We start from the raw sequence: 16,868 nt of genomic DNA, 5'->3' as shown, positions 1-16,868 counted from the left end.
CTTGATCAGCAATAGTTGACCCAATAGACCTTAATTGGGCAACCAATTTAGGAGTTTGATCAGCCATGGAAGCGCCAATGGATGTGTCACGGGCCCCGGGGCTCGCTTCTCTCAAGACCTATATCGCCGAGGGCAAGTTTGCGCCGGGTGACCGGCTGCCGCCGGAGCGCGAGCTGACTGAGGCGCTAGGAATGAAGCGCGCTACTCTGCGCCGGGCGCTGGAAGTGCTGGAGCAGCAGGGCGTGATCTGGCGCCATGTGGGCAAGGGCACCTTTCTGGCCGAGGAGCGCCAGGATGATCTGAGCGCTTGGTCCAGCGAGATCGGCCGCCAGCTGACCCCGGTAAAAATGATGCGCGCCCGGCTGTGCCTCGAACCGGCGATCGCCCGCGAGGCGGCGATCAATGCCTCCGAGGCGATGCTCGGCCGGATCCGCGACGCGGTCGAAGGCGCCGAGGAGGCCTCCGACTGGGAAGGCTATGAAGCGCATGACGACGCGCTTCATCTGGCCATCGCCGAGGCCACAGACAACCCGCTGCTGCTGGCACTCTACCAGCAGCTCAACAACGTGCAGCGCGCGGTGGCCTGGAACAGCGTGGTGCGAACCACCGACCGGCCGCCGCGTACCCACACCAGTTTTGCCGAACACCGAGCTATTGTCGACGCGATCGCTGCCCATGATGCCAATTGGGCTCATGACGCGATGCGGCGGCACATCGGCTCGGTCTCGGCACGCCTGTTCGGAGAAATCTGAGGGCGAAAGTTTCGCCGGTGCACAGAGGAGAAGGCGCTGACGGAAGACGACCGGAACCGATCTGACAGGGAGGAAGATCATGAAGACCATTCTAAGAACAGCCTCGAACCTGGCCGCATCCGCGCTTATTGCCGCGGCGGCTTGGGTTCCCGCGGCAGCGGGCGCCGATACCGTAAAAATTGCGCTGGCCGAGACACCGTCCGACGAGCTGGCCGCGTTTTTCGTGGCGCTGGACCGGGCCAAGGCCAACGGTCTGGACTATGAATGGACCGCCTTTTCGGATGAGGAGCTTGCCATTCAGGCAGTGCTGAGCGGGCAGATGGATATTGGTTTCGGCACGCCCTATTCGGCGATGCAGCGCTCCAAGGCGCCGATCCGTATCATCTATCAACTGTCCAAGCTGAAATTCTTCCCCGTCACGACCAAGGCCTACAGCAAGCTGGAGGATCTGGATGGCGAGCCGATCCTGCTGCACTCGCGCGGCGGCGGCACCGACGCAATCGCCAATGTCATCGAGGAGCGGCTCGGCATGAAATTCGGCCGCCGCTCCTATGTGCCCGGATCCTCCAACCGGGTAGCGGCACTCCTGGGCGGCCAGGCCGATGCGACCATCGTCGATCTGTCCAACACCAACAAGCTGATGCGCGGCCCGGCCGCTGACCGCTTCAACGTGCTGGACCTGTTTGAGGTGGAGGCCAGCGACGAGGCGCTGTTTGCCAACCTCGACTGGATCAAGACCAACGAGGAGCAGGTCCAGATCTTTGTCGACGCCCTGCTCAGCGTGTATCGAGACATGGCCGAGGATCCCACCGTGGTACGCCGAGAGACCGACCCGAACGGCCCCATCGGCCAGCTTCCGCCCGAGCTGCTCGAAGGTCTGGATGGTTTTTACGCCGACGCCGTGAAGGCCGGGCTATACTCGATGGATGGCGGCGGCGAGACGGCGGCCCGCGCAGACCTGGAATGGTACACCGCAGCAGGTCAGCTTGATGGCGATCCGGCCGACATGAACATTGAGGATTACTGGCACCTCGCCCCGCTCAAAGCAGCACGGCAATAAGTCCGCCCGGGGCACCGGCCGGTCCGGTGCCCCGCCCTGCCCCCGACATTGCGAGGACAACAAATGGCGAACCGATCGCTATATCTCAAACTGCTCTCGGCGCTTATCCTGTTTGGCGCCTGGGAAATCGCTGGACGGATCCCCGTCAGCTACGCCTTTCCAACCTTTACCGAGTCGATGGCCGCCCTGTTCAATCTGGCATTGGACGGCACCCTCTTTGTTGCCTACGCCGAAACGCTAAAACCGCTCATCGCCGGGGTGGCGATCTCCACCGTTGCGGGCATTGCGCTTGGCGTTTGGATTGGCCTCAGCCGGTTTTTTGACTGGCTGGTTTCGCCCATTTTCATCGTCATGCAGTCGGCGCCGCTGGCAGCGCTCATCCCGCTCTTGGTGATGGCCTACGGCATCGGCCTGACCTCCAAGGTTTTTGTGGTCTGCATCATGGCAATGCCGGTGATTGTGCTGAACACCGCAGGCGCGGTGCGGCACACACCGGAAAACATTAAGGCGATGTGCCGCTCCTTCATGGGCTCGCGCATCGACATGCTGTTCAAGATCATCATCCCCGCCGCCTCGCCGCTGATCTTCTCGGGCCTGCGCCTGGGCGTTTCGGCCGGCTTCATCGGAGCCATCCTGTCGGAGCTGAAAATCACCCCGACCGGGGTCGGCGACATCATCACCTTCTCCCGCTCCATCGCTGATTACCCCAGCATGTATGCGGCCATCTTCTCGATCATCGTTCTTGCGGTTCTGTTCCTGAACTTGCTGGAGCGCACCGAAACCCTGCTCTTCAAAGGAAACGACCGTGGCTATGTCTCAGATTAAATCCGTCTACGAAAACGCAGAACCGGTGCAGGATATTGCGGTGTCCACCCGCGGGATCTGCAAGAATTACGGGGCGGTTGAGGCGCTCAAAGACATGACGCTGGAGTTCCCGCGCGGCCAGTTGACCTCGCTGCTGGGGCCCTCGGGCTGCGGCAAGACAACGCTGCTCAAGATCATCGCAGGGCTGCTGGAGCCGACGTCGGGCAAAGTCGAAGTCAACGGCAAGCCGGTGACGGGACCGGGGCCGGACCGCGCCTTTGTGTTTCAGGATTTCGCGCTGCTGCCCTGGGCCACGGTGCTGCGCAACGTCGCCTTCGGGCTGGAGCTGCGCGGCGTTGCAAGATCCGAGCGCGAGGCGATCGCCGAGAAATACATCAAGGACGTCGGCCTGGCCGGGTTTGAGCAGTCTTATCCGCACGAGCTGTCGGGCGGCATGCGGCAGCGGGTCGGCCTCGCGCGGGCGCTGTCGGTGGATGCGCAGGTCTTGCTGATGGATGAGCCATTTTCGGCGGTGGACGAGCAGACCCGCCGCAAGTTCCAAGAGGACCTGCTGGCGCTGGTGCAGAATGAGAACAAGACCTTCATCTTTGTCACCCACTCGATCGAAGAAGCGGTCTATGTCTCCGACCAGATCGCCATCCTGCTGCCCCGGCCCAGCCGGGTGTCAGAGATCATCCGACCCACCGGCTTCCGCCAGAAAAGTCACGACCAGATCCGTCGCGATCCGGAATATCTCGACATTGTCGATGATATCTGGGCGTCGCTGCGCAGCTACGTGGAGTAAGCCATGCATATCTTCGGTTATCGCCTTCCGGCCATGTCTTCGCTGTTGCTTTGGGGTCTGGTCTGGGAGCTGGTCGGCCACGCCGATCTGACGTTCTTCGTCCCCCCTCTCAGCGAGGTCGTCACCACCCTGTTGAAGGTACTGCCCACCTCCAGTTTCCTTCAGGCCCTTGCAGAGACAGGCTACGCCTTTGGCATGGGGGTATTCTTCGCCGTCGCCATCGGGGTGCCAGTGGGCATCCTGATGGGCCGCTCGCGGCTATTGGACGAGATGCTGCTGCCTTGGGTGAACGTGTTCCTCAGCGCGCCGCTGACAGCGCTGGTGCCGGTACTGATGGTGCTGTTCGGCTTCGGGATGAAATCGATCATCATCACCACCTCGCTGTTTGCGGTCTGGATCATCATCCTCAACTCGCGCACCGGGGTGCGGCAGATCAACCGCTCGCTGGTCGAGATGGCGCGCAGCTTCGGCGCCAAACCCATCGACGCCTTTTACAAGGTCTACTTCTGGGCCGCTCTGCCCGAAATCCTCGGCGGCCTACGGATCGGCATCATTCGAGCCGTGAAGGGGGTCATCATTGGCCAGCTGCTGATCTCGATCGCTGGCTTTGGCGCACTGTTTGAGCTGTATTCGGCCAACTTCATGATGCCGCATTTCTGGGCGGTGCTGCTTGTGCTGTTTGCCATGGCCTTCAGCATCTCGGAATTCCTCGGCTACCTGGAGCGCAAGGTCTCCTACTACGCCGCAAACCGCTGACCACTGGGGGCGGCTCACTGCAAGCGTCGCCCCCGCACCAACCAATGGAACCCTTCCCATGACTGAATTCATCACCCTCGGCGCGGGGCTCGCCGCTGCTGGTCTGCTCTCCGGCTTTCTCGCCGGGCTATTCGGCATTGGCGGCGGTGCAATCCTGGTGCCGATCCTGATCACCGCCTTTCCGCTGCTGGGAATCGAGGCCGCGGTTACCGCGCATCTGGCCGTCGGCACCTCACTGGCGATCATCATTCCAACCGCCTTCCGCTCCTTTCGCGCCCACCGCGCCAAGGGCGCCGGAAACGAAGCAATGCTGCGGGACTGGATCCTGTGGGTGCCGTCCGGCGTGTTTGCCGCTTCGCTGATTGTCGGCAATGTCTCTGGTGATGTGCTGCGGGTGGTCTTTGCCGCCGTGGCGCTGCTGATCGCCACAAAAATGCTGCTGAACCGCGCCGAATGGGTTCTGGCGCCGACCCTGCCAGCCCGCCCAGTCACCAATGGCGTGGGGTTTGGTATCGGCTTTGTCTCCACCTTCATGGGGATTGGCGGCGGCAATCTGAACAACCTGTTCATGACCAGCTTTGGCCAGACCATCCACCAGGCGGTTGCCACCTCGGCGGGTCTGGGCATCCTGATCGCGATCCCTGCAACGCTTGGCTATATCTATGCGGGTTGGAGCCACCCGGATCTGCCGCTGGGTTCTCTCGGATATGTGAACCTGCTGGCGGCAGCACTGGTCGTGCCCTTCTCGATGGTTGCTGCCCCTTGGGGCGTGCGGGCCGCACACGCCTTGCACCCGCGTCGGCTGGAAATCGCCTTTGGTGTTTTCCTGCTGCTGGTGATTGCCCGCATGGCCGCCGATGTGATCGCCTGACCACCGCGGGCCTAAGTCCCGGTTCACGCAACAAGACCGCTTCCGCCTGCAGGAGGGAGCGGTTTTTTCCGAGCAAGCGCAGCCTACCGATAGAGTACAAATACTTTACCTTGGAAAGGCACTTTGCCGATTTCACTTCTCCCGACAGGGAGGATAAACCATGCGCCTCACCATCAAGTCACTCATCCTGGCGCGGCCCTCGCCGCTTTTGCGCCCGGCGCCCGCGCTGAAGAGTACCAGATCGGCACCACCAGCGTCGGCGGCGCCTTTTGCCCCATGGGTCCGCGCATCTCCGATCCAGTAAACAAACATGCCGACGGGCACATCACCATGGTGCCGTCAGTCACGCAAGGCACGGTGCAAAACCCGCGGGTTGTGGACCGCGGAGAGGTCGAGCTCGGTATCACCAACGCCACCCTCGTGGCCGATGCCGTGGCCTGCCGGGAGCGGGCAGCACCGCCTGATCGAAAGGATTGACAGCAATGAAACTGACAGAATTCCGCCGTGTGGTGACAGGCCATGACGCGTCCGGCAAAATGAGCGCCAGGGCGCGCGCAACGCGCTTTGTGTTTTCGGCAACCAAGTTTATGACATGGCTATGAACGATCTGTATCAAGACACCACCGCCGTGACATCCGCCACGCAAGCCGCCTACAAGGCCATCCGCCGGATGATCATCACCGGCGAGCTGCCCCCTGGCGAAAAGCTCAAGATCGAGAACCTGAAGGTGCGGATCCAGACCGGCGCCTCGCCGATCCGCGAAGCACTGACGCTGCTGGTTTCCGACAAGCTGGTGGAACGGCTCGACCAGCGCGGCTTCCGTGCCTCGCCCGTCAGCCAGCAGAACTTCGCAGAGATCCTGCGCCTGCGCTGCGCGCTGGAGGAAATGGCCCTGCGCGAATCCATCGCCGCCGCTGACGAAGATTGGGAAGAGGCCTTGGTGCTGTCCCATCACCGCATGGTTCGGGTCGGCGCGGGCGACATGGCGCTGTTCGAGGAGCAGCACAAGGGCTTTCACATGGCGCTGCTGGCGCGCTGCAGCTCTCCTATCCTGCTGGGATATTGCAGCCAGCTTTATGATCTGAACGTGCGCTACCGCTATCTTGCCGGGCGCTCGCGCAATTACGGCAAGCGCGACGTGCCGACTGAACACCGCGAGATCCTGGATGCAGCACTGGCGCGGGATGCCGATCTGGCCGCCTCACGGCTGCTGAACCACTACCAGCAGACCGGCACCTTCCTGTACGAAGCCCCGGATATGCCCAAGGGCTAGACAAGGCTGTGCCCTGCGGTCCGTCCCGGCACCGAAGGCAGCCTGCGGTTGAACACGCCGCGGCGCTGCAATCCAGAACATGGTCCGGCGGTCAGAAAGCTCGATACCTCTGCCCGCCGGACCTTTTCCCGCACAGTTATGCGTCACTTCGCAACCAGCTTGAAGTCAAAATCGACCGTGGAAAAGACGCCGTCCACCGTCCCCGACAACACAAAGCCGTCGGGAAAGCTGCCTGCCGTCTGCGGCCCATAACGCATTACCAGATCCTCGCGCACGCCGAATACGGTGTCCTGGTCCAGATAGGGGTCATCTTCCGGAAAGACTTCGGTCACCAGCTCGCGGTAGCCCTCTGCCGTGATGATGAAATGCAGATGCGTGGGCCGCCAGGGATGCCGCCCCGCCGCATCCAAGATCTGCCCGACCGGCCCGTCGGTCGGCACGGTATCTTCCTCCGGCCGCACAGTGGTGAAGGCGCAATAGCCGTTTTCATCCGCGGTCATCAGCCCGTGAAAGGACATGATGTCCTGCTCCGGGTCCTGGCTGGAGTAGAGCCCGTTGGGGGCGGTCTGCCAGATGCCCAGCTGGGCGCCAGGAACCGGGTTGCCGTCGACGTCCCGCACATGGCCCTGCACCCGCAGCACCTCACCCTCGAGATGCTTTTTTAGATCGTCGCCGATCGCCATCGGTGACGCATCGGTTACATGGAACGGTCCCAACACGCTGGAACTGGTGGCCGCCGGGTGAGAGTTGATCATATCGACCAGCGACGACAGCCCCAGCACGCTCGACCGCAGCACGAATTCGTTGCGCTCCGGCGTAGTGATCCGCCCGGCCCATTCCACTGCCTCCAGCCCGGCGCGCCGTTCTTGTCGGGGTGCGGGATCAATGCGACAGCGCCGAGGCCCAATCACGCAAGGGAACCGCACCACTGGCGCCCAGCTTGGCCAGATAGGCGCGCAGCATCTCGGCGCCGGGCTTGCCCTCGCCTTCCAGCGTCTCGCCCCACTCCGCCGCGATGTCCGGCATCGACGCATCCCGGGCGGCGCGCTGCTCATCGCTCATCCTGATAATGTTGCCGTCGGCCGCAACGTAGGCTGCGCGTGCTTCAACCGCTTGTCCACCTCGGGGGTGAAAAAGCTGCTGAACTCCTGTACCCACATCGAGCGCGCCGGATAGCCGTCGATCACGTTGATTGTGGTGCTTTGCTGCGTCAGCTGGGGGGGCGCTGCCCGCAAGGTCCGCGACACCAACCGCCACACGGCATAATCATGGTCTCTCCTCCCACTTTTGCGCCGCTTCAGGCGCCTTGAACCGGACCCGCCGCAGCCGGTCTGGATGTCGCGCCGCTGACGCGACCTCCCGGAGCGTCAGCGGCGTTTTCCCGGTCAGGCCAGGCGGCGCAGATCCTCGAAGGGCAGCCGTGGAAGCTTGCCGAATAGCGCCTGCTCGTTGGCGTAGCCGAAATTGCACAGGAAGTTTGACTTCCAGCCGTTGTCGGCAAAGAACTCCTGATCCACCACCGCGTTGTCGAAGCCCGACATCGCCCCCACGTGCAGGCCGAGCGCCCGGGCTGCGATCATGAAGTAGGCCGCCTGAAGCGACGAGTTGCGGAGCGCCGTTATTTTGCAATGTTCCGGCTTGCCCTCCAAATGCGGGCGGCGGTCTTCATGCGGAGAAGTTTCCGGCAGCCATTTTAGAACGCGGGATCATAGGCAATGATCGCCGATACCGGCGCCGCCATCATCTTTCCGACGTTTTTGACCTACAACGATTTTGCCAGCCGTTCCTTTGCCTCGCGGCTTTTGACGAAGACGAACCGCGCAGTCAGGGTGTTCATGCTGGTCGGGCCTGCGATGGCGATCTCGTAGATCTCACGCAGCAGCGCCTCCGGCACCGGCCGGTCCTGCCAGGCGTAATGCGAACGCATCGCGCAGGCTCAGGTCGATGGCGTCATCACTGAGCCGCGATATGCGGCCGCGCAGCGCCCGCAGATCGGCCTGAGCCTTGGCCCTGGTATCGACCCCTGCGGTCATTGCGCCGCCTGGACCTGTTCCGCTTCGTCCACAATCGGGCTGGCGCAGACGCCGATGCCTTCGATCTCGACCTCCACCACTTCGCCGGGCTTCAGCCAGCGCGGGCCGGGTTTCTTGGCGTGACCAACGCCTGGCGGCGTGCCCAACGCAATCAGATCGCCGGCTTCCAGCGTGGTGAACTGGCTCATGATCGCAATGGTCTGCGCCACGTCCCAGATCATGTTCGAGGTGTTGGAGCTTTGCAGGATCTCATCGCCAACGCGGCTTTCGATCTTCAGCCCCTTGGCACCTTCGGGCAGGCTGTCCGGGGTGACCACATAGGGGCCGATGGCGCCGGTCTGGTCGAAGTTCTTGCCCGGCGTCCACTGATGCGTCTTGCGCTGGTATTCGCGCACCGAACCGTCGTTGAACACGGTGTATCCAAAAACGTGCTCCAGCGCGTCCTCTTCCGCGACATGGCGGCCGCCCTTGCCGACGATCAGCATCAGCTCCGCCTCGTAGTCCAGCATCTCGGAGCATTGCGGGCGCACCAGCGGCGCGCCTGCCGCCATGATCGACTGCCGTGTGCGCATGAACATCGCCGGGTAGTCGGGGATGTCATAGCCGCCTTCCTTGATGTGTTCGATATAGTTCAGGCCCAGGCACAGGATCTTGCCGGGTGCGTCAACCGGCAGCGCCGGAGTAATCTCCACCACCGCGGCACGGGGGCCATCGGCGGCGGCCGCCTGCGCCCTCAAGTCCGCTGACGCGATAAGCGCTGCAAGATCCTGCCCGACAGTCGGCAGCGCCGTGCTCAGATTGACGACTTCAGTACCTTCCACTCGAAAGACGGACACGGTCCCCGCATAGGATCCCACCAGAAGCTTCATGATTTCTCCTTTCAGAACTCCGTCTATTTTTTCGATATAAATCTCTAATGTCAATGAATATCGATTTTGTAGAAATGGCGTGATGCCGGATTGGAATGCTTACAGCGAAACGGCCAGGGCGCGCGGCGCGCTGGCGCTCGAGCTATATGTAACCGAAAGTACACCTAACGGCGAAGGCGCTGACATCGCAGCGGTTTTGCCGGACCACCTTGCCTATCGGCGGCAGCTCGAAACCGCGGGCATCCTGTTTTCTGGCCGGCCCGCTCAGCGACGAATCAGGCAGCCGGATCGAGGGCGCCGGTCTCGTCATCTACCGCGCCGTGTCGATGGAGGTCGGAAGCCGACCGCCTAGCCAACGCCGTGGCGGCTCTCTTCGAGCTCTATGCGACGCTCGCAGCGGTGCACGACATCCTGAAGGCCGAGAAGGCCCTGGAAGCGCTGCGCAGCAGCGCAGCCTGACAGAACACGCGGGCTGGAACACCCGCGTCAGGGCGCGCTGACGACCCTTCTGCTGCTACAGATGTCGGCGCGCCCGCAAAGAAGACGCCCGTGCAGGTCACCCCCGCACGGCCTCATCAATCACACGCGAGAGCACGGTCTCGCCGGTCTGTCGGTTTTCGGTGCCCACAGCCGAAGGAGAAGCCCATGGCCCTCACGAACCTGATCGATCTCATCGCCGAAGTTGCCGCCAAGCGGGCGGCCCGGGAGGCCAACGCGAAGGCGGACACTCCGGACGAGGTAAGGTCACACTGGCCTCTGATTTTGGCCAAAACAAGGAACCTGCACCGTCTTTGGTCGCGGTAACCGTGTTTTGGGCGAGGCTGAACAAAGCCGCTGCCAGGCGCAAGATTTCCACGCGCCCGCCTTTATGGAACGTATTGAATGCTGCACGCCGCCAAGCCCCTCCGCGTTGCGATCTATGCGCGCTACTCGACCGACCTGCAGAACCCGACATCGATCGATGACCAGGTCCGCCTGTGCCGCCAACACGCGGACCGACAGGACGGCTGGACTGTGGTGAAGGTCTTCCAGGATGTGGCGATCAGCGGCGCGACACGCGGTCCTCCCGGCTTTGACGCTTTGCAGGACTTCATCGCTGATGGCGGTTGCGACATCGTCCTGTTCGAGCACCTCGACAGGTTGGCGCGCGATCTTGAAGTGTTGATGCTCTTCTACAAGAAGGCCCGCCACGCCGATGTCGAGATGCACCAGCCCCATCGTGGAAAGCTGGGGATCTTTGACATCGGGATTCTCGGCACCTTCGCACAGCTGTTTCTGGAAGAACTGTCACACAAGACCCGTCGTGGCCTCATCGGCCGTGCTGAGGCGGGCAAGAACACTGGAGGACGGGCCTACGGCTATCTCTCGAAAGCGCTTCCTGAGCGCGACGGAAAGTCAGACGGCAGCGTCATGGAGATCAACCCCGAAGAAGCTACGATTGTGCGCCGCATCTTCGCGGAATACGCCGCAGGCAAATCTCCGCGCCAAATTGCGGCCGACCTCAATGCGGCTTCCGTCCCTGCCCCGCGCGGGCGCGGCGCAGGCAGCGGTCACTGGAAGGCCAACACGATCTACGGTCACCGGGCCAGAGGCACAGGTATTCTCAACAACGAACTCTACGCCGGGCGCCACGTCTGGAACCGGCAACGCTATTCCAAACACCCCGAGACCGGCAAACGGGTCTCCAAGCCCAACCCGCCCGACGACTGGCTGCTCACCGAGAAGCGGGAACTGCGGATCATCGATGAGACCCTCTGGAACGAGGTCAAAGCGCGCCAGGAGGGAATTGACAGCCAACGCACGCGCGCCAAAGCCGGGGGCCGCTCCGGAGCCGGAGCCGCGCAAAGCGCGCGCAGACGGAAGTACCTTCTCTCAGGGCTGCTGAGCTGCGGCCAATGCGGCGGCAACCTTACTGTCGCGGGCAGAGGCGCGCGCCGACGCTATTACTGTGCCAACCATAAGGAGAAGGGCAAGGCCGTTTGCACAGGCATGCCCGGCCTGGCCGAGACCGACGCCGCCGAGAGCATCCTGAGCGGTCTTCGCACTGGCCTGATGCAAGACGCCGCCTATGAGGATTTTCGGAAGAAGTTTGTCGAGAAGATGCGGGCCCAAGAGCACGAGACTGGCGAGGCCCTGCGTCGCCACGATGAGCGGATCCGGGAGACCGAGAAGACCCACGCCAACCTCATGCGCGCGGTCGAGGGCGGCACCTTCTTAGAGGCGCTGATCGAGCGGCTGAATGCGGTGGATGCCGAGCTGAAGGCCCTGCGGGCCGAGCGGGAGATCCTTGTTCCCACTCCGATCGACCTGCCGGACGACCTGCCCGGTCTTTACAAAACCTACGTGGCTGACCTTGCAAGAACGCTTTCGGATGAGGCGGTGGCAGGTCCGGCAGCTGACGAACTTCACACGCTGGTCGACACGGCTGTGGTGAGCTGGGATGACCAGAAGGAACACCACGAGCTTGAGATTCAAGGTAAGCTTATGGAGTTGCTTGCAAAAACAAAGCCCGCCGATGAGGCGGGCTTTGTGGCGAACGGTCATTCGCTAAAGCTGGTTGCGGGAGCAGGATTTGGACACTGTTTTGTCCAAGCCCAATAATTGCAGCCTGCCACGGCCAGCCGCACCTCCGCCATCCAAGGCCCCTGCAACTACTAGGCCATCAGCCAGCGCGTCCAATCCGGACCGACTGACGTAGGTTGCGGAAACCAGATAGATGCAAGTGCCCATAAAGGCCCAATTAGTGAAAGCACGCAAACGCGAAGCGCTGGGGACACAGTCATCTCTTCTTTCCACGGGGCCTCCGCCCGACTGTAAACTGTTTTCCGCTGGCAGGCCTCCTTACTTGCGGATCAAAGCGTGCCGACCTCTACCGGATCCGCTGGATCCAACGGGTATAGCGGTCACGCTCTCCGTTCGCAGTTGCGGGGTGTGATACCGCTGCGCATGAACTCCAATTCACCCTGCAAGAAGGCAGGCCGCATGGTGCTGCTCCGACACATGCCTGAGCGGCGGCACCGCTTTGCGGCAGGCCTCGGTTGCCAACGCGCAACGCGGATGAAAGGCGCAGCCCGCAGGGGGATTCAGCGGGCTGGGCGGCTCGCCATTGTCGACGCTGCGGCCGCGCTTGGGCGCGTGGATGTCGGGAATCGTGTTTAATAGCAGCTGCGAATAGGGATGCAGCGGCTGGCTAAACAGGGCCTCCACCGGCGCCATTTCGACAATGCGGCCAAGATACATCACCGCGATCATGTCCGACATATGGCGCACCACGCTCAGGTCGTGGCTGATGAACAGATAGGTCAGCCCCAGCTCCTGCTGCAGGCGCCGCATCAGGTTCAGGATCTGGGCCTGCACCGACACATCCAGCGCCGAGGTGGGTTCGTCGCAGACCAGCAGCTCCGGCTCGCAGGCCAGCGCCCGCGCGATCGAAATGCGCTGCCGCTGGCCACCGGAAAATTCATGTGGGAACTTGCTTGCGTCATCCGCCGCAAGCCCCACCGTTTGCAGCAGCTCCTCGACGCGGGCGGCAGTCTCGGCTTCGCTGCTGCGCAGCTTCATCTCGCGGATCGGCTCTGCAATGATATCCCCGATGCGCCAGCGCGGGTTCAGGCTGGAGTGCGGATCCTGAAAAATCATCTGCACCCGCACCGGGCGCCCTTCGGCGCCGCGGCCAAAGCGGATATCGCCGCCGCTGGTGGCGTAAAGCCCGGTCACCAGCCGCGCCACGGTGGATTTTCCGCAGCCTGATTCGCCGACGATGCTGAAACAGCTGCCTCGGGCGATGGTAAAGCTGACCTCGTTCACCGCGTTCACCAGCAGCCTTGGTTTGCCCTCCAGAACCCGGTTCAGCCAGGGCGCAGAGACGTCAAAACGTTTTGACACGCGGTCGACGGTCAGAATTGGATCGCTGATCTGCATCATTGGGTGCCTCCGTCTTGGATGAAACAGGCCGCTTCGCTGCGTGCCGCCGGAACCAGCTGCGGCCGTTCGCGCAGGCAGCGCGGTCCGGCCTGCGGGCAGCGTGGGTGAAAAGCGCAGCCCGAAGGGCGCGCGTTCAATCTCGGCATCGCGCCGTCAATCTGCGCCAGTGTGCCGCTGCGCGCGTGCAGGCTGGGAATCGCGGCCATCAGCCCACGGGTATAGGGGTGCTGCGGATCATGCAGCACGTCCTCGACGCGGCCGGTTTCCACCACCCGGCCCGAATACATCACCGCGACCCGGTCGGCAGTCTCGGCGATCACGCCCATATCGTGGGTCACCAGCATGATGCCGGTGCGGTGCTCGTCGCACAGTCGCCGCAGCAACGTGGTGATCTGCGCCTGGATCGACACGTCCAGCGCCGTCGTGGGTTCATCCGCAATGATCAGCTGCGGCTCCGCCGCCAGCGCCAGTGCAATCACCACCCGCTGCCGCATGCCGCCGGAAAACTGGTGCGGATACTGCTTCAGCCGCTCCTCCGGTGCCGGGATGCCGACCTCGCGCAGCAGGGTGATGGCTTTTTTCTGTGCCGCCTCGCGCGACATCGGCTTGTGCAGGCGGATGGTCTCGATCAGCTGCGCCCCGATCGAGAACAGCGGATTCAGCGCGGTCAGCGGATCCTGAAAAATCGCGCCCATTTCACGCCCGCGCACGCGGGTCAGTTCTTCTTCTGTCAGGGTATCGACCCGGCGGCCGCCAACACGGATCTCGCCCTTGGCGATCCGGCCCGGCGCTTCTAACAGGCCCAGCACCGCCAGACCTGTGATCGACTTACCGGCCCCGGATTCGCCAACAACGCCAAGGATCTCCCCCGGTGCAATCCGGATCGAGACATCATCAATGGCGGTGAGCAACCCGCGGCGGGTCGGGAACTCTACGGTCAGCCTGTCGACCTCCAGTGCTGGCGTCCCCTCGGGCACGGGCTGGCTGCTTGGGTCCTGTGGTGCAGGTGCTTGCCTCAGCATCATCTCGTTATCCTTCAGGTCTGGGGCCGCGTCAGCGGCGGGTAGGTCGGGGGAAAGATCTCGGCCAGCGGCGGATGGCCAACCGTCCGGTCCGGGTATTTGGCCAGCAGCCCGTCGAACTGCGCCTGTGCGCGCAGGCGGGCGGCAGCCATGTCGATGCCGGCAACTTCGCCGTCGCGCATCGACAGGCGGCCATCGACGATGGCGGCCCTGGTGACCCGTCCGGTGGCGCCCAGGATCAGCGTCTGCACCGGGTCGATGGTCGGCGCCATTGCGCTATCCGACAGGTCAAAGACGGCGATATCCGCCCTGCCCCCGACTCGCAGCACGCCAATGTCGTCGCGGCCCAGAGCCGCCGCACCGCCCAGGGTGGCGGCATCGAACATCTCGGCCGAGGTGATGGTGGTCAGATCGCTCTCCACCACCCGGCACATCATCATGCCAACCGCCATGTTCAGCACCATGTCCGGCGGCGCGGTGTCGGTACCCATGGCAATGCCGATGCCCTTGTCGCGCAACCGCCGGAATGAGCGCAGCGCACCGCCGTGCCGGGCCGCGACCAGCGGGCAATGCACCACACTGGCGCCATGCTCGGCGTAGAGATCAAGATCCGCATCATCGGCGACCGTGGCATGCGGTGCCAGCAGACGGGCATTCAGCAGGCCATGGCTGTTCAACCACTGCGGCGCGCTCATGCCATGCAGCTTTTGAACGGTGTCGCGCTCCATCTGACCCTGCGCCATATGCAGGCGCACCGGACAGTTCAGCTCCTCCGCCGCGGCCATGGTACGGCGCAAAAGCTCTGCGGTGCAGGTCTCCACCCGATCCGGCGCCAGCAACGGCGAGATCAGGTCATGCCCCTCCCACGCGACGGCAAAGCCGAGCGCCGCCTCCAGCCCCGCCAAGCCGCGCGCCTCGTCGAACTCGGCCACCAGGCGGCCATCGGCCTCGGCCACCATGCCGCCGCTGCGATAAGCGGGCCCCAGCCAGACGCGCAGGCCCAGCTCTTCTGCGGCCTCGGCAGCGGTAGTGAATTCCTCCACCGTCTCACCCCATTCGCGGTAAAACAGCGAGGCAATGGGTGCCGCGGTGGTGATCCCGTTCTGCAGCAACTGGCCAAAGGCAAAGCGCTTCTGAAACGCCAGTTCCTCTGGGCTGTACATTTCATAGGGGCCACGATCGACGTAAGAGCGCGGCCAGACGCGGCCCTTCTTGTCGCCGGGCCAGTTGTCATGCGCCAGCAGCGTCGTGTCGAGGTCGGACAGCGCGTCGAGATCAACAAAACCCGGCGCGATCAGCGCCTGCCCCATGTCGTAGCGGGCCGCAACCTCGCCCTCGAACGGCAAGCCCACGTGGATGACTCGGCCGCCGTCGATCACCACCTCGCCGTTTGGCACCAGATGGCGACCGTCCGGCGTGTCGGCGATCACCCAGGCCGCCCGCAACGCCCAGCGTCCCGGCGGGCGGGCCCCCAGCGGCAGGTCAGCAAAGCGGCTCATGGGGCCTCCACCACTGTCTTGCCACCGCGCGCCGTAACCTTGCCCGCCTTGACCACCAGCTGGCGCGGCGCGTGGGTGACCACCGCCTGCACAACGGTTTCGCCCTGCACCAGCACCACATCGCCCGGCGCGCCGACCTCCAGCGCGCGGCGCGGTTTCGCCATCGCCTCGGCACCGCCGCCCGCGCAGATATCCAGCGCGGTCTTCACCTCGCTGTCCATGCGCAGGTTGTTGCGCAGGCCTATGAACTTGGCGCGTTCCAGCATGTCGCCGTTGCCATAGGGCCCCCAGGTGTCCTGAATACCGTCATTGCCGGCACCAATGCGGATGCCATGCGCCATCAGCCGCTTGACCATCGGCGCGGGCGAGGACGCCGGCGCGGTGGTCATGATCCGCACATCCAGCGCGGCCAGCCGCTCCAGCATCGCCTCGACCCGCTGATAGTCGTTCATGCCCAGACAGAAGGCATGGGAAATGGTGACCAGCCCCGTCATGCCCAAGGCCTCGGCGCGGGTCAGGATCTCCTCCATCGAGAACATGCCCATCTCACCGCGTTCATGCAGGTGAATGTCGACGCCCTTGCCATGTTTTTCCGCCAGCCCAAAGACCACGTCGAGATGCCCCTTGGGATTACGGTCCACGCCGCAGGGGTCCAGCCCACCGACCAGATCCGCCCCCATCGCCAGCGCCTGATCCATCAGCTCCGCCGTGCCCTCGCGGATCGTCAGCCCGGACTGTGGGAAGGCCACGGTTTCGATCTCGACCACGTCGGCCAGCTTGTCGGCTGTTTCCATCACGCCTTCCAGCGCCCGCAGCCCGCCGTCGGTGTCGATGTCCACATGGCTGCGGATCAGTGTTGCGCCATAGGCGGCGGTCTGCAGGGCATGGCGCATCGACTGCACATGCGGATCCAGCCCCAGCCGCGCCTTCATCGCGCGTTCGTTGTCGATCATCGCCATCAGGTTGCCGCCGCCGACATCGTTCTTGTACCAGGGCCAGCCGATCAGCGACTTGTCGAGATGGGTATGCGCATCCACCAGCCCGGGAATGGCGATCGCACCCACGGCGTCCTCAGCAGGCACGCCGGGGGCGTCCAGCCCCGGCGCGATTTCTGCGATCCGGCCATCGCGGATCAGGATGTCAGCGCTGTCGCCATCCCCGATGCGGGCCTGTTTGATCAAGAGTGAAGTCATCACAGTC

20 protein-coding genes are annotated in these 16,868 nt (G+C 63.5%); 10 read left to right on the top strand and 10 right to left on the bottom strand.

The genetic code is table 11. The annotated features are described in order from the left end of the window. Positions 1-65 precede the first annotated feature (65 nt). The 8 genes from AC0IPL_RS15300 to AC0IPL_RS15265 all read left to right on the top strand — a co-directional run bounded on the left by AC0IPL_RS15300 (position 66) and on the right by AC0IPL_RS15265 (position 6,321). Positions 66-752 (top strand): FadR/GntR family transcriptional regulator, encoded by a 687-nt coding sequence (locus tag AC0IPL_RS15300; RefSeq protein ID WP_474275385.1) that lies wholly within the window; start codon positions 66-68, stop codon positions 750-752. Positions 753-831: 79 nt separating this feature from the next. Next, positions 832-1,812 (top strand): ABC transporter substrate-binding protein, encoded by a 981-nt coding sequence (locus AC0IPL_RS15295; protein WP_474275384.1) that lies wholly within the window; start codon positions 832-834, stop codon positions 1,810-1,812. A 63-nt stretch (positions 1,813-1,875) separates the two neighbouring features. After that, complete coding sequence (locus AC0IPL_RS15290; RefSeq protein ID WP_474275383.1) at positions 1,876-2,637, top strand: ABC transporter permease; 762 nt, start codon at positions 1,876-1,878, stop codon at positions 2,635-2,637. Next, positions 2,624-3,421, top strand: coding sequence for an ABC transporter ATP-binding protein (locus AC0IPL_RS15285; protein WP_474275512.1), 798 nt, complete (start codon positions 2,624-2,626; stop codon positions 3,419-3,421). Before AC0IPL_RS15290 ends, AC0IPL_RS15285 begins: the two co-directional genes overlap by 14 nt. Before the next feature lie 3 nt (positions 3,422-3,424). Further along, positions 3,425-4,177, top strand: coding sequence for an ABC transporter permease (locus AC0IPL_RS15280; RefSeq protein ID WP_474275381.1), 753 nt, complete (start codon positions 3,425-3,427; stop codon positions 4,175-4,177). Positions 4,178-4,235: 58 nt separating this feature from the next. Next, entirely contained in the window at positions 4,236-5,048 is an 813-nt protein-coding gene (locus AC0IPL_RS15275; protein WP_474275379.1) for a sulfite exporter TauE/SafE family protein, read from the top strand. A gap of 123 nt (positions 5,049-5,171) precedes the next feature. Beyond that, positions 5,172-5,525: a TAXI family TRAP transporter solute-binding subunit gene (locus tag AC0IPL_RS15270; protein ID WP_474275378.1), complete on the top strand. Its 354-nt coding sequence runs from the start codon at positions 5,172-5,174 to the stop codon at positions 5,523-5,525. 121 nt (positions 5,526-5,646) lie between these two features. Beyond that, a complete protein-coding gene (locus AC0IPL_RS15265; RefSeq protein ID WP_474275377.1) occupies positions 5,647-6,321 on the top strand; it encodes a GntR family transcriptional regulator in 675 nt (224 codons plus the stop codon). Between the two features lie 143 nt (positions 6,322-6,464). Here the strand turns inward: AC0IPL_RS15265 and AC0IPL_RS15260 are convergent, their stop codons facing one another. The 6 genes from AC0IPL_RS15260 to AC0IPL_RS15235 form a co-directional block, all read right to left on the bottom strand. After that, positions 6,465-7,232 carry a dioxygenase family protein gene (locus AC0IPL_RS15260; protein ID WP_474275375.1) on the bottom strand — a complete coding sequence of 256 codons (768 nt, stop codon included), beginning with the start codon at positions 7,230-7,232 and terminating at the stop codon, positions 6,465-6,467. Then, complete coding sequence (locus AC0IPL_RS15255) at positions 7,204-7,383, bottom strand: hypothetical protein (protein ID WP_474275374.1); 180 nt, start codon at positions 7,381-7,383, stop codon at positions 7,204-7,206. The genes AC0IPL_RS15260 and AC0IPL_RS15255 overlap by 29 nt, the downstream gene beginning before the upstream one ends. Further along, positions 7,380-7,568 carry a hypothetical protein gene (locus tag AC0IPL_RS15250; protein ID WP_474275372.1) on the bottom strand — a complete coding sequence of 63 codons (189 nt, stop codon included), beginning with the start codon at positions 7,566-7,568 and terminating at the stop codon, positions 7,380-7,382. The genes AC0IPL_RS15255 and AC0IPL_RS15250 overlap by 4 nt, the downstream gene beginning before the upstream one ends. Before the next feature lie 138 nt (positions 7,569-7,706). Then, entirely contained in the window at positions 7,707-7,970 is a 264-nt protein-coding gene (locus AC0IPL_RS15245) for a nitroreductase family protein (RefSeq protein WP_474275370.1), read from the bottom strand. Positions 7,971-8,083: 113 nt separating this feature from the next. Next, positions 8,084-8,248 carry a nitroreductase family protein gene (locus AC0IPL_RS15240; RefSeq protein ID WP_474275369.1) on the bottom strand — a complete coding sequence of 55 codons (165 nt, stop codon included), beginning with the start codon at positions 8,246-8,248 and terminating at the stop codon, positions 8,084-8,086. A gap of 102 nt (positions 8,249-8,350) precedes the next feature. Beyond that, entirely contained in the window at positions 8,351-9,223 is an 873-nt protein-coding gene (locus AC0IPL_RS15235) for a fumarylacetoacetate hydrolase family protein (protein WP_474275368.1), read from the bottom strand. 645 nt (positions 9,224-9,868) lie between these two features. Between AC0IPL_RS15235 and AC0IPL_RS15230 the strand changes: the two genes are divergently transcribed. Further along, positions 9,869-10,027, top strand: a complete 159-nt coding sequence (locus tag AC0IPL_RS15230) for a hypothetical protein (protein ID WP_474275367.1) — start codon at positions 9,869-9,871, stop codon at positions 10,025-10,027. Between the two features lie 78 nt (positions 10,028-10,105). After that, entirely contained in the window at positions 10,106-11,824 is a 1,719-nt protein-coding gene (locus tag AC0IPL_RS15225; RefSeq protein WP_474275366.1) for a recombinase family protein, read from the top strand. Between the two features lie 357 nt (positions 11,825-12,181). Here AC0IPL_RS15225 and AC0IPL_RS15220 read toward each other — a convergent pair whose 3' ends face one another. From AC0IPL_RS15220 to AC0IPL_RS15205, 4 genes are read right to left on the bottom strand one after another with little or no spacing between them, the layout of a single operon-like run. Beyond that, the gene (locus AC0IPL_RS15220; protein ID WP_474275364.1) at positions 12,182-13,147 is read right to left on the bottom strand and encodes an ABC transporter ATP-binding protein; all 966 of its coding nucleotides are present in this window, start codon (positions 13,145-13,147) and stop codon (positions 12,182-12,184) included. Next, positions 13,144-14,169: an ABC transporter ATP-binding protein gene (locus AC0IPL_RS15215; RefSeq protein ID WP_474275510.1), complete on the bottom strand. Its 1,026-nt coding sequence runs from the start codon at positions 14,167-14,169 to the stop codon at positions 13,144-13,146. The genes AC0IPL_RS15220 and AC0IPL_RS15215 overlap by 4 nt, the downstream gene beginning before the upstream one ends. Before the next feature lie 14 nt (positions 14,170-14,183). Beyond that, positions 14,184-15,668: a chlorohydrolase family protein gene (locus tag AC0IPL_RS15210; protein WP_474275363.1), complete on the bottom strand. Its 1,485-nt coding sequence runs from the start codon at positions 15,666-15,668 to the stop codon at positions 14,184-14,186. After that, entirely contained in the window at positions 15,665-16,861 is a 1,197-nt protein-coding gene (locus tag AC0IPL_RS15205) for an amidohydrolase family protein (RefSeq protein ID WP_474275361.1), read from the bottom strand. Before AC0IPL_RS15205 ends, AC0IPL_RS15210 begins: the two co-directional genes overlap by 4 nt. Between the last annotated feature and the right edge of the window lie 7 nt (positions 16,862-16,868).

The organism is Leisingera sp. SA32 (assembly GCF_056033425.1).
Note: the sequence above shows the minus strand (reverse complement) of the source record. Positions and strands in the feature narration are given on the sequence as shown.